9 protein-coding genes are annotated in these 13,593 nt (G+C 47.5%); 3 read left to right on the top strand and 6 right to left on the bottom strand.

All coding sequences use genetic code 11. The features are described 5' to 3' along the window. Window positions 1-107 precede the first annotated feature (107 nt). The 3 genes from AACQ21_RS16965 to AACQ21_RS16955 all read right to left on the bottom strand — a co-directional run bounded on the left by AACQ21_RS16965 (window position 108) and on the right by AACQ21_RS16955 (window position 5,962). Window positions 108-2,948: an FAD-binding and (Fe-S)-binding domain-containing protein gene (locus tag AACQ21_RS16965; RefSeq protein ID WP_374956398.1), complete on the bottom strand. Its 2,841-nt coding sequence runs from the start codon at window positions 2,946-2,948 to the stop codon at window positions 108-110. Between the two features lie 69 nt (window positions 2,949-3,017). Next, entirely contained in the window at window positions 3,018-4,154 is a 1,137-nt protein-coding gene (lldD, locus tag AACQ21_RS16960) for an FMN-dependent L-lactate dehydrogenase LldD (RefSeq protein ID WP_105976481.1), read from the bottom strand. Between the two features lie 107 nt (window positions 4,155-4,261). After that, window positions 4,262-5,962: an L-lactate permease gene (locus AACQ21_RS16955; RefSeq protein WP_181185523.1), complete on the bottom strand. Its 1,701-nt coding sequence runs from the start codon at window positions 5,960-5,962 to the stop codon at window positions 4,262-4,264. A gap of 220 nt (window positions 5,963-6,182) precedes the next feature. On the opposite strand from AACQ21_RS16955, the gene AACQ21_RS16950 reads away from it, so the two are divergent. Together AACQ21_RS16950 and AACQ21_RS16945 are read left to right on the top strand one after the other, a co-directional pair. Then, window positions 6,183-7,082, top strand: coding sequence for a LysR family transcriptional regulator (locus AACQ21_RS16950; protein ID WP_013868134.1), 900 nt, complete (start codon window positions 6,183-6,185; stop codon window positions 7,080-7,082). Window positions 7,083-7,370: 288 nt separating this feature from the next. Further along, on the top strand, window positions 7,371-8,444 hold the full coding sequence (locus AACQ21_RS16945) for a helix-turn-helix domain-containing protein (RefSeq protein WP_105976479.1): 1,074 nt from the start codon (window positions 7,371-7,373) through the stop codon (window positions 8,442-8,444). 18 nt (window positions 8,445-8,462) lie between these two features. On the opposite strand, the gene AACQ21_RS16940 is transcribed toward AACQ21_RS16945, so the two are convergent. Beyond that, window positions 8,463-9,479, bottom strand: a complete 1,017-nt coding sequence (locus AACQ21_RS16940) for an alpha/beta hydrolase family protein (RefSeq protein WP_105976478.1) — start codon at window positions 9,477-9,479, stop codon at window positions 8,463-8,465. Window positions 9,480-9,846: 367 nt separating this feature from the next. Here AACQ21_RS16940 and AACQ21_RS16935 point away from each other — a divergent pair, with 367 nt between their 5' ends. Then, window positions 9,847-11,415, top strand: a complete 1,569-nt coding sequence (locus AACQ21_RS16935; protein WP_105976477.1) for an ATP-binding cassette domain-containing protein — start codon at window positions 9,847-9,849, stop codon at window positions 11,413-11,415. A gap of 185 nt (window positions 11,416-11,600) precedes the next feature. Here the strand turns inward: AACQ21_RS16935 and AACQ21_RS16930 are convergent, their stop codons facing one another. Next, window positions 11,601-12,359: an SDR family NAD(P)-dependent oxidoreductase gene (locus AACQ21_RS16930; RefSeq protein ID WP_013868131.1), complete on the bottom strand. Its 759-nt coding sequence runs from the start codon at window positions 12,357-12,359 to the stop codon at window positions 11,601-11,603. Continuing rightward, window positions 12,356-13,593, bottom strand: a 1,238-nt coding sequence (alsS, locus tag AACQ21_RS16925; RefSeq protein WP_105976476.1) for an acetolactate synthase AlsS, incomplete at its 5' end; no start/stop codon positions are given. The genes alsS and AACQ21_RS16930, both read right to left, overlap by 4 nt.

The raw sequence follows: 13,593 nt of genomic DNA, 5'->3' as shown, positions 1-13,593 counted from the left end.
CAAAGCGTATTTACACACTCTTGGTATGCGAGGTAAAGGTACGCCAGATAAAGAGACAAAAAAACAGCCCATTTTATCCAATGAGCTATTTTAAGATTGAGGGTAGATCAAAGCGGTTTAGACACTTCATCAACCAAATACAAAATGGATTGATATGGAATGCCGCTGTGGTGCGACAGGCCAATTTCACAGGTACGGCTATTACTGAATCCGCGTTCGCAGTGAGCGGGGACTTGTTCTTTGAGCGGATGAACGGCCGCCGCATTCAGTTCTGGCGTGGTAAAGCCTTTATCGCCCGCCCAGCCGCAGCATTGAATATGTTCTGGTACAATCACAGTGCTGACGCAGGTTTGGGTCAATCTGAGCATGTCGGCTTCCAACCCCATTTTGCGCGCACTGCAGGTGATATGCAGCATCACAGTTTCTTCTTTGGCTTTGATCGCTAAAGAATCCAGCAGATACTTATTGACAAAACCGACGGGTTCTAATATTTCCAGTGGTTTAGTAAATTGTTCAATACTGCGTTTTGCACACGGGCTGGTATCCATCAATACCGGATATCGCCCTTGTTGGCTAGCTTGCCATAACGCGGCTTCTAACTGCTGCGCTTTTGACTGCGCAAGCTCATTCATTCCCTTGCTGTCATAGGGCATACCACAACATTGGCTGTTGAGCTCGTTAGGTAGGATCACCTCATATCCTGCTTTGTTAAGCAGTGATAAGGTCACTTCGGTTAATGGCCGCTGATCGCCCGCGCTGTTTTGTTGGCCCATATTTCGGCTCGCACAAGAGGGTAGATAGACGACTTTTTTCTCACGGCGCGGCAGGTTTTCTACTGCAATGGCTAAGTTCTGATGATTGGCTTGCGGCAGTTGTGGATACCAAATAGGCGTTTTGCCTTTGCTGAGTTTACGCAAGCCGTTGGTTGCACCGCCGACTAACTTCTCGCCCAGCCATTTGCTAGCCAATTGGTTGGCACTGAGGCCGATTTTAGCCACGGCTGTGGTGGCGGCAAAGTGATCCGCTGTCCATGTAGCAATGGGGATGAATTTTTGGTATTTCGCGGTGCGCAGCTTTTTCACTAAATCGCCAGTGTTGATACCAACAGGGCAGCGCTCAGCGCATAAGCCAGTTGCGGCGCAGGTGTCTAATCCTTGGTATTCAAAGACTTTTTCAAGCTCAGAAGCTTCTACCGTTTCACCTTGCGCGCGTCGACGTTGTAGCTCGCGGTACAAGACGATTCGTTGACGGGGCGAGAGCGATAGTGTGCGAGATGGACAAACAGGTTCGCAAAACCCGCATTCGATGCAGCGATCGACCAAGGCATCAGCCGCTGGCATCGGCTTTAGGTTAGCTAAGTGGGAACGCGGATCATCGTTGATTATAACGCCGGGGTTGAGCAAGCCTTGTGGATCAAACAGTGTTTTGATTTGTTGCATTAAGGCGTAACCGTCTTTGCCCCATTCCAATTCCACATACGGTGCCATGTTGCGGCCCGTGCCGTGCTCGGCTTTGAGTGAGCCTTGATATTTCACTGCCACTAGCTCGGCCACTTCATCCATAAATGCGCCGTAGCGGTCGATCTCGCTTTGGCTATCAAAGCCTTGTGTAAAGACAAAATGCAAGTTGCCTTCCAGAGCGTGGCCGAAGATGATGGCTTCGTGATAGTGGTAGTGATCAAACAGAGCCTGCAAATCGCGCACACCATTGGCAAGGCTTTCTACCGGAAACGCCACATCTTCAATGATGACGGTTGTCCCCACTTCGCGCACCGCGCCGACGGCAGGGAACATCCCTTTGCGAATACCCCATAAGGTTGCCACTGTTTTGGCATCGGAGGTGAATGGTACGGATTCGATGATCTGGTAGTCGCTTAGTGCTGCCATCACGGCGCTACATTGCGAATGAAGGGCCGCGTGATCGCTGGCGTGAGACTCAATCAGCAGCGCAGCGGCTTCTAGATCCAATTGCGCAATAAATGCGGGCATGCCGGCTTTGTCAGCGACAGAGCGCATCGCGCGTCCATCCATCATTTCCACTGCCGCAACTGGGGTTTTGGACAGGGTCGTAACCGCTTGGCTAGCCTGCTCAATATCAGCAAAGACAAGCAGCGCCGAGGCTTTGTGCGCGTGCTCAATGACGGTGTTGTAGGTGATGTCGGCAATAAAACCGAGTGTGCCTTCTGAGCCAATCATCAAATGTTCAATGATTTCAATCGGATCAGAGTAATCAACGAGAGCATTTAGGGCGTAGCCAGTGGTGTTTTTTAGGCGATATTTGTGGTGAATAAGCTTTGATAGTGTGTGATTTTGCGCCGTTTGTGCATGAAGTTGAGCAATACCTTCAATCAATTCGGGTTTAGCGATTTTGAATGCAGCGATGCTTTCTGGGTTTGCGGTGTCGAGCACGGAACCGTCTGCGAAGACGATCTTCATACTATCGACAGTACGGTAAGAATTTTGCGCGGTGCCGCAGCACATACCACTGGCGTTATTGGCGGCGATTCCACCAATTTTGCAGGTGTTGATTGAGGCTGGATCTGGGCCGATTTTGCGTTGAAAAGGGGCAAGGTATTTGTTGGCATCGGCTCCGATGACCCCCGGTTGTAGGGTGATTTTTTTGCCCTCATCGTGAATGCTATGGCCTCGCCAGTCATCGGTTAAGGCGATCAAAACCGAATCAGAAACTGCCTGACCAGATAAACTGGTGCCAGCGGCGCGAAACGTGCAGTGAACGCCAAGCTCGCGGCAGCTTCTAATGGCAAAAATGACCTCGTCAAGGCTTTGTAAGCGCAGCACAATTTTCGGCACCAAGCGATAGAAACTGGCATCAGTGCCATAAGCAAGGCGTTTTGCCTGCTGCGTGATGATGCGCTCAGGGTCGATGCGCGTAGCGAGTTGCGTTTCCAGTTGACGATAGGTGGCGTCTGAAAGAGTGCTGGCCATCATTGTTTCCCATTTTAAATTGAGGTTGTGGATAGGTTAACGTGCGGCTACCGTTGGTTTGTCATCATGAGATTAAAGTTTGACTAACGATTCTCGTGACAAATCGGCAATGGTTTTCGCTCCGGTTAAGGTCATGGCAACGCGCATCTCTTTTTCATATAAATCGAGCAAGTTCTCAACGCCGCTTTGACCTTGCGCCGCCAATGCATAAACAAACGAGCGACCCAGTAGCGTGCAGTCCGCGCCCAGCGCCAGCATGCGTACCACATCAAGCCCAGTGCGAATCCCCGAATCGACCAGAATTTTCAGGTCACCCTTCACCGCATCAGCAATCGCAGGTAAGGCTTTGGCGGTTGACAACACTCCATCAAGCTGGCGACCACCGTGGTTGGATACGATAATGCCATCAGCGCCAAAGCGCACCGCGTCTTTGGCATCTTCTGTATCTAGAATGCCTTTAATGATCATCGGGCCGTCCCAAAAGTCGCGGATCCACTCTAAATCTTTCCATGAAATGGAAGGATCAAAATTCTCACCAAGCCAACCAATGTAGTCTTCCAATTTAGTCGGCGTGCCACGGTAGGCAGAAATATTGCCTAAATCGTGTGGCTTGCCGAGCAAGCCGACATCCCACGCCCAGCTTGGGTGTTTCATCGCTTGAAACACTCGGCGCATCGCCGCATTAGGGCCGCTCATGCCAGAATGCATGTCGCGGTAACGCGCGCCGGGAACGGGCATATCCACGGTAAACACGAGGTTTTTTACCCCCGCGGCTTTGGCGCGCTCCAACACATTTTTCATAAAACCGCGATCTTTAAGCACGTAGAGTTGAAACCAAATCGGCCGAGCCAGCGCCGATGATACTTCTTCGATCGGGCAAACCGATACGGTAGACAGTGTAAAAGGAATACCTTTATTTTCAGCCGCGCGTGCCGCTTGCACTTCGCCGCGCCGCGCGTACATACCAGTTAAACCTACAGGGGCAAGGGCAATCGGCATTGCAAGCTGTTCGCCAAACAGTTGTGTTTCTAAACTGAGCTCTGACATGTCATTAAGTACGCGTTGGCGCAGTGCGATGTCAGCTAAATCCGCGGTATTGCGTGTGAGCGTGTGCTCACCGTATGAGCCTCCATCAATATAATGAAACAGAAAAGGAGGCAATTTCGCTTTCGCGGCAGCGCGATAGTCGGTGGAGGCTGAAATAATCATAGATTGAATCCTAATTTGTGCAGAGCCGCCGCCTAGCGAGCTCTGCATTTCTTACACAAGATTAATGGTTATAAAAACCAAGTTGATACCAAATCACATCACCAAACTTAGGGTTGCTGGGTCATTAGTACGTCGGTCATATTAAAGCCGTAAATCACCACTAAACCGATAAGGCCAGTCATCACAAGGTAGTAGAAAGTCGGGATAATGGTTTTGCGCAACGTAGCTCCTTCTTGGCCCAATAAACCGACCGTTGCTGATGCCGCGACGACGTTGTGAATCGCAATCATATTGCCCGCCGCTGCGCCAACAGCTTGTAGCGCAATGATCATCACACTGGAGATAGAGAGTGTTTGCGCCACTTCAAACTGAAACTGGCTGAACATCATGTTCGACACCGTATTTGAGCCTGCGATGAACGCCCCAAGTGCACCAACGGTGGCACTTAATGCAGGGAAGGCATCACCGACTAAACCCGCGGCAAAATTGGCGGTAGTGACAGGCATGCTCGCAAGCTCTGCGCCATTGACGCCAGAGTTAATAAAAATGCGCACCATAGGGATAGTAAATACCAACACAAAGCCCGCACCGATCAGCGTTTTGCTTGATTCACCGAATGCTTTGATGAGTGGTGTCGCACTGCGTGACTGCAATATTACTGCCAGTAACGCGACAAAAACCAAGATGCCACCGGGAAGATAAAGCGGTTGAATGGCCGTGCTGACGCCCGTTTCAGCCAGAATGTTGTTAAAGGATAGGCTCACTCCAGCCAGCAGCGCTTTAAATTCGCTGCTCACACGGCTTGCCACAAGGATAACCGCGAGCAGAACATAGGGAGTCCAAGCCAATGCAAGGCCCATCGGTTTAGCTTTGATCTCCTCAATATCAATTTTTAATGAGCCTAGCCACTCTGCGGGCCACGATTTCTCTTCTGGAAAATCCCATTGTGATTTTGGTACTAAAAAGCCTTTTTTCGCGGCCGTGACAACCAGTGCCAAGCTGATCAAGCCACCGATTAATGAGGGAAATTCTGGGCCAAGAAAGACGCCCGTTAGTGCGTAAGGCACCGTAAAAGCCAAGCCAGAGAAAATCGCAAAAGGCAAAATATCTAACCCTTCGGTCCAGCTTTTGTTTTTACCGAAAAAGCGCGTCAACATCATCGCCATTAATACTGGCATCAATGTACCGACTATCGCATGGGTGATGGCGACACTGGCGGTGATTTGCTGTAAATACACATCCCAACTTGAACCGTTGCTGATCAGCGTTTCGGTGATGTTGTGCGTATCTAACCCCTTGTTTACCCCAACAATAATGGGCGTTCCCACTGCGCCGAAAGAGACAGGAGTGGATTGGATCATCATCCCCATCAATACGGCAGCCAACGCCGGAAAGCCAATCGCAACCAGCAACGGAGCCGCGATAGCCGCCGGTGTACCAAAACCAGAAGCGCCTTCAATAAAAGAGCCAAAACACCACGCAATGATAATGGCTTGCACACGGCGATCAGCCGAAACATCGGTAAAACCGTTACGAATGGTGGTGATAGCACCAGTGTGTTTTAAGGTGTTGAGTAGGAAGATTGCGCCAAACACAATCCAGAGCACGGAAATCGTGATACCGAACCCTTGCAAAACAGAAGCGAGCACGCGGTTTGCCGACATATCCCAAAAGGTGAGGGCGATGGCCACAGTTAATGCAAAGGCCACGGGCATCGCCTTTTTCGCAGGCCAGTTGAGCCCGACTAAAAGAATCGCTGCCACCACAATAGGGGAGAAGGCCACTAGTGCCAGTAAGGTTTCGTTCATTGGATACTTCCTCGTAAAGTGTGCTCTTCGTACTAGCTCTAAATAGTAGGATAGTTGAGGAGCAGACATCCTGTAGGGGCTACAGACCTTTCGGCCACGTCGGGTAGCTAAATTATTATATTTGTGATGTTTTTGTTAATTCGGGGTGAATTTACTCCTTTATTTTTTATGGATATAGGGAAATAATGAAAATAATTAATTCCAAAATTGACATAATAAGATGCGAGCAGACGACCTAATATTGTTTTCACAAGTGATGGAACTGGGAAGTTTTAGTAAAGTAGCAGAACAGAATAGCCTTACAAATTCAGTAGTTAGTAAAAGAATGGCGCGTTTAGAAGAAGAGTTAGGCGTGCAGCTATTATATCGAACTACGCGTAAATTAACTCTGACTGAAGCGGGCAAGGCACTGTTACAGGGTGCGAAAAATGTGAAGCTTGCCACTCAAGAAGCCGTCGATGCGGTGGCTGGGTTTGGTGAAAATGTCAGCGGCCACATCAAAATGTCGGTACCCACCATATCAGGCGATCTAATATTGGCCGACGCGGTTGCGGAATTTTGCAATTTACACCCCGGCTTAACGGTGGACATGTCGCTTGATAACCGTTTTGTTGATTTAGTAGAAGGAGGTTTTGACCTAGTGATCCGCACTGGTTATTTGGAAGATTCAAGCTTAATTGCGCGGCATATTTTAGACTCACAGTGGGTTGTGTGCGCTTCTCCCTCTTATATTGCGAAAAATGGAAAACCGTTAAAACCGGAAGATTTAGTCAACCACAACTGCTTTCAATACGCCTACCAAACCACAGGCGCGAGCGAGTGGGAATTTAAAGGCCGCAAAGGAAACTACATTGTCACAGTCTCGGGTTGCTTTTCTACGGATAACGCCACGGCATTGAGAAAAGCGGCTTTAGGCGGCCACGGCATTGCTTATGTACCGCGCTGTTTGGTTTATCATGATTTTCGTAACGGCCAGCTAGTGGATATTTTCCCGGAACAAGTGGGCAAAAAATTGGGTATATACGCCGTGTATCCCTTTACTCGCCAACCCCCGAATAAAGTCCGCTTGCTGATAGAGCACATCCGCGCCCGCTATTTGACTATTTCACACTATTTTTGAGTGCCAACTTATGTAAAGCATGCCTTCGGTCGTATACCGTTCTGTTCCTCCCCCTTTTAGGGGGAGCTTAGGAGCCACAAGTCTGGTGAATCAAGAGACTTAGCCAGTTCTATACCCTTCAAGGATGGTTTTAACACCATCAAGGTTTCGCACTAGATTCCTATCATAAGAATGATTTACCATAGATAGTGATTCAGTACGTATTACTTAGCCTGTTCAGTTGCTCCGCTAGTGAAGCGGCTAGTGTGAGGTTAAAGTGATCTTTTCTCGAACTTAAATGGTCTTTTTATGCTCGCTATTCCCTTACCATTTGTCGCTGCGCTGCTGTTATTCATGACTGGCGTGTTACTTCGATATCGTTACCCACAAAACAGTCACAAGCCATTTTGGTTTACCATTCTATGTGCGTTAATGATAACGGTAGTGGGGCTACGATGGACGGTAGATATTGCCTTATTTCGTTTCCTACAGCCAATTCTCGGCGCGAGTATGCCAGTGGCGGCTTGGCTCTGCTTTGCGGGAGCTCATCGAAGTAAATCGAACACACGTTTGCATTGGTTAGGGCCCATTGTTGTTCTGGTTAGCTCATTTTTGTACCAGAATATCTGGGCTGGGACCGTTGATGTATTGCTGATCTCGCTATACCTCGGCTATGGCAGCTTGCTGTTGAAGTCGTCGTTCAGTATGCCTGAACAAGTAAGGATAACCGATGTATCGAAAGTCTTGATTGCGGAGCGAGTTGCAGGCGGACTTCTGCTGTTTTCCGCTTTGGTCGATGGCGTGCTCTCTTACAATATCCTGGTTCTTAACGCACAACACACCAACTTGATACTATCGATTGGTTATCTGGTATTTATTCCTGTGATTGTAGCCGCTGTGATTGTTGTCAGCCTTAGTACGCCTTCCGTGATAGAACACAACCAACCGCACGTTCAGCTTCCAATATCACACGGTTCTTCAGAAGAAGGTGATACGCCGCTAACCACGTTCGTGAGTAGCTTGGATGAAGAGAAAGATGAAGAAAATGCGCATATCATTGCCAAGCTCGATGCATTAATGAGGGAGCACCAAGTATTCAAGGATCCTGATTTGTCTCTCAATAGGTTAGCGCGAAAGTTAGGCATCCCTACTCGGAAAATATCATCTGCGGTTAACCAAACTTATAATGAGAACCTTTCTAAGGTGATCAACACCTATCGAATTGAACATGCTAAGAGGCTACTTAAGCAAAGTGATGGGACGATAACTGACATTTTCCTTAATTCAGGCTTTCAAACTAAGTCCAATTTCAATCGTGAGTTTTCAAGGATCACTGGGCAAACTCCGAGTGAGTTTCGAAGTTCGCCGCAAGTGTCTGATTGAGTTTGCTTACTTTTCCGTTTATTGATTCAGAAAGCCAACAATGTCATTTAACATCAATTGATGTAGCTCACCGCGTGAAGCGCCTAAGCCGTCTTTGCAAATAATCCCATCGCCCGGCACTTCTTCTTCAAGCATAGCAACTGCTTCCGCTTTGCAGCGTTGAATAAAGCTAAAATGTGTCGCGTTTTCGTAGATTTTGTATTGCCTTGAGTTAAGAGGCATGTGCCTAGCAATGTAGCCAGACTCTACAGCCTGAGGGAGATCTCCAATATCGATCCCAGCAGCCAGTATTAAGGTTGGCACATTGATGTCTTCTAAGCTATTGACTGAAAAACTCCTAGCAAGCCCTAAATCAAGGCTGACTGCACGTTTAATTCGTGGATCTGAAAGGTCTACGTCGCTTGGCTCTTTAGCCTGGACTTTGGATAACCCTAACTCTTCGGAAAGCCCACAAGTTCTCGGATTATTGTATTTATTACATTCCGATCCAAGCGTTGCTCTATCCATTTTCGCTCCAACCAATTGCATCACAGTCCAGCCACCTAATGAATGTCCGATCGCGGTGACATTGCCGGCATTCACATACTGCTTCCACGGTGCTCCGGTTAACAAGTGATCGAGAATACGTGACATATCACGAGGTCGTTCCCACCACTTCGCTGCTTGTTTTGGGGATTGGTCGAAGAACGTGGTTCCGGGGTGGTCAGTAGCAGCTACGATATAGCCACGCTTCGCAAGTTCGGTCGCCAACCAGTTTTGATTTCGCCAGTTTCCTCGGTAGCCGTGCGATAATAGCACCACTGGAAAAGTGCTAGATTGGATCTGGGCATCTTTGATTACTTGTGTACCAATAAAGGCTGGGTTATCACCAATCAAGGTTGTATTTAAAACCTCTTGTGTGGGATACCAAATGGCAGTATCTAGAAGACGTTTAGGATCGTCTGTTAAGGTGATTTGAGTGAACCCGACGCCAGTGGCGATGGCAGAACGAGAAAGAAAAAGTAAGGTTGCAAACAGTAAATGTGTCCATTTCATGGTTTTAGTTCCAATTGAGGTGATTGGAGCTAATATGCGCTAAGGCCAGGTGTCACGAGACCTCAAACACGATCGAGGACGCCCTAAATTGTATTTTAGGACTAAATTTGACTAGACGAGAGAGAATACAGTAACCTTTGTCTATCACTTCTTAAGGAGATTACGCCAATATGAACAACTAAACCTGTCATCCATTTCTCATTTTATTTTTGGATTTACAGGGTTAGTAGGCGTAGCTCACTTTCCGATATTTCTTTGCAAGTACATTTGTATATTTTTGCGCTTGGGTAAGAGCGTGTGTTTGTATTGATCTCATCTTTAAACTATCGAGCTGCGGCTGTTGCCCCTGTCATACAGGAGGCTAAATATGCCCGTATTACAGGCTTACAACATAAGTCATCAATTTGATAACGGCGAGATGTTGTTTCAACAATTGTCATGTTCTATGACTAACAATCGTGTCGGCTTAGTCGGTCGTAACGGTGTTGGTAAATCGGTATTCGCTTCGATCTTAAGTGGCGAACAACAGTCGTCAAGTGGAATGATCACATTGCCTAAGTCACTTGCGGTGTATCGTCAGCAACCATCTCAGTTGTTATCTGGCGAACTTTCTATTGCCCAGTTCTTGGGTAAAGATGAGGTGCTTAAAGCGATAAAATATGTTGAATCAGGTGATTGTTCACAGCAGTGGTTTGATGTGATTAAGGAGCAATGGAATTTACCCTTGCAACTTCCTCTGCAACTTAAAGAACTAGGCTTACCACAAGACGCTGCTTTATCTTGCGCTCAACTCAGTGGAGGACAATTAGCACGATTACAGCTTTGGCAATTGTTTGAGAGTGAGGTTGAGTTACTGATTTTAGATGAGCCCTCCAATCATCTTGATGTTGATGCAAAGCAGTGGTTACTTAAGTCGATGCGAGCGTTCAAAGGTGCGATTTTACTTATTAGCCATGACCGAGTGTTACTGCGTGAAATGGAAGAAATTTGGGAGCTTTCTGGACTTGGACTACAAGTATTTGGGGGGAGCTTCGATTTCTATACCGAACAAAAACGTACCGAGTTACAAGCGGTCGACCGACAACTTGCCAGCGTAGATAAACAGAGAAAAAAGTTGGAAATGCAAGCTCAGATAAACCGTGAAAAGGCAGATCAGAAAGCCGCACAAGGTATCAAATTACGCAAAGACGGGAGTCAGCCCAAAATCCTACTTGATGGCAAAAAAGACAAAGCGACCGCTCGCGCTTCTAATCGCAATAAAAATGCACAACTTCGTCAAGCTTACTTACTAGATAAAGAGCAGTCATTAAATGCAAGAAAAGAGCAGCTGAAAGGGCAAAAGCTCTATTTGGAAGACAAACCAAGCCGCTTACGCAAAGTGATTTCAATGCTTCAAGGTGTATTGCCTTTTGGTAGTACTAAGCCTATCTCACTGCAAGTATATGCCAATGATAAGATACATCTCACAGGTAAAAACGGTAGTGGTAAATCAACGCTGCTGAAAACACTATTGGGTGAGATCTCGCTTTATCAAGGGGAGCTACAACTAAATACGCCATTGTATTATCTTGATCAGCATTTTGGCGTCATTCGAGCGGAATTATCGATACTGGCTAACTTGATACAACAGTGCAGTGGCATCAAAGAGAGTGATGCCAGAACATTACTAGCAGGTATTGGTTTTCGTCGTGACAGTGTATTTCGTCTTGGTCACATGCTTAGTGGCGGGGAGAAGATGAAGTTAGCCATGCTTATTGTTAGTCATCAGCCAGAGCAACCTTTGTTACTACTCGATGAGCCAGATAATCATCTCGACCTAGATTCGAAAATAATGCTGACGCAGGCTCTATGTAATTACCGCGGTGGTTTTATTCTTGTAAGCCATGATCATGATTTTGCTCGAGAATCAGGAATTCAGAGGCAAGTCATTTTGTAACTTGCCTAGAATACTAGCGGAACATAAATGGGGTAATATGACGTTGCCCCGACATGAGCTAGCAAGCTAACTTCCTCACGGTGGTAGGTTAATTTTTTGTGTTTATGGGGCTTGTTTTGAATTATGCGGTTTTAAAATGTCAGCCAGCACGGAAAATGGTTTAGGTACTGGCTGAGTTTTCGTGGTTAAACGATTTTAGGTTGGCCGTCGGAAGCGGTAGCGCCACCATCGACGGGTAAATTGACACCATTGATAAACGATGCATCGTCGCTGGCTAAAAAGGCCACTGCGGCGGCAATTTCGCTCGGTTCTGCGGCGCGGCCTAGTGCGATGCGCTCGTTAAATTTATCTCTAATCTCTTGCGACCAACCATTGGTCATATTGGTTTTAACTAAGCTTGGGCACACGGCGTTAATTCGTACGCCAGCGGCACCGTGGTCTAGCGCCATGGCGCGAGTGAGGTTGACTACCGCGCCTTTACTGGCGCAGTAAAATGCGGCACCCCAGTCGCCACCTAAGCCAGAGACTGAAGCGGTGTTGACTATGGTCCCCTGTGTTTTTAGCAACTCAGGTAAGGCAAATTTAGAGCAATACACGACGCCATCAATATTCACCGCTGATATTTTCTTCCAATCTTCAACGCTGCTTTCTAAGACGGAGCCGGGGATGTGGATGCCCGCATTGTTGACTAAAATGTCGAGCTTACCGAAGCGCGATACGGCGTTATCGATCATAGCTTTTACTTTTTTAGGGTCGGAGACGTCAATCACTTGCGCCGCGACGCGTGTTGAGTCAAAAGCTTCGATGGCGGTGGCGAGTTGCTCTTCATTCCAGTCGGCCAGTACTACATTGGCCCCTTCATCATATAAACGCTGTGCTATCGCAAAGCCGATGCCGTTTGCGGCACCTGTGACTAAAGCGACTTTATGGGTTAAACCATTCATATTGTTTCTCCTTCGATATGCTCAAAAATTGGATCTCGATTTTCTTGTGTTCTGGGTAGCATCAACTTGTAGTTGTCACTGTAATCAACGGGGATAGCGATGACAGCAGGTCCTTGAGTTTCCATGGCTTGATGCAGCATAGGCATCAGTTGATGACGTTCGGTCACGGCAAAGCCTTGCGCGCCAAATGATTCGGCATACGCTTTAAAGTCTATCGGGCCAAATTTTATTCCGGACGGGCGTTGATACTTTTTCATCTCTTGTATCTCGACCATGTTGTAGGCGTTATCGACCCAGATGATATGTACAATGTTGCATTTTAGGCGGACGGCAGTTTCTAACTCCATGCTTGATTGCATGAAGCCGCCATCACCAGAAACAGACACCACTTTGGTGCTGGGTTTAAGCAGGTTTGCACCAATCGCCCAAGGTAGGGCAACGCCCATGGTTTGCTGACCATTTGAAATCAGCATTTGACGGGCGCGAAAACAGCTTAAATAGCGCGCAATCCAGATATGGAAGCTGCCCATATCCAGACACAAAGTGGTGTCTGGGGTAATAATGGATTGCATCGCTTTGATTAAGGTTAATGGATGAAACCCATGCTGAGATTGACGAGTAGGGTAGGATTTTATTATCTGCCGCTGTTGCGCCACTTCCTCTAAAATCGATAAGGCTTTGGGAGAGAGGCGTGCGAAATTGGTGACACAATCGGTCATATCATCCAGTGATTGAACGATGTTGCCGACAATTTCCACGCAAGGTTGGTAATTGAGCTGATACTCTGCTGGTTCAATGTCTAAGTGGATGATTGGGGACTGTTTTGCGTTCCAAAGCTCTGGGTCGTACTCGATGGGGTTAAAACCAATAGTGACAATCAGGTCAGCATCTTGCAGCAATACATCTCCGGGCTGATTGTTAAATAAACCTACGCGGCCAGCGAAATGGTGATAATAGTTAATATCAACTGCCCCAGCGGCTTGATAGGTTCCGACTACAGGCAGTTGAGTTGTGCGCAAAAAACGGCTGATGGCTTGAGCATTTTCAGCGCGACTGGCGTGTAAGCCGAGTAAGACGACGCAGCGCTGTGACCGCTCGATTCGGGTAATGGCTTCTTCGATCGCTTCTGGGTTGGCTTGGCTTGAATGAACATTACGTGATGGAACAATAATATCGGTGAGAGTGTGGTCGGATAACACATCTTGGGGAATGCTAACGAAACACGCTCCCGGCC

It is taken from the genome of Vibrio sp. V01_P9A10T6, from assembly GCF_963877065.1.
Lineage (GTDB): Bacteria > Pseudomonadota > Gammaproteobacteria > Enterobacterales > Vibrionaceae > Vibrio > Vibrio anguillarum.
The sequence above is the reverse complement of the archived record's forward strand: the minus strand, read 5'-3'. Positions and strand labels throughout refer to the sequence as shown.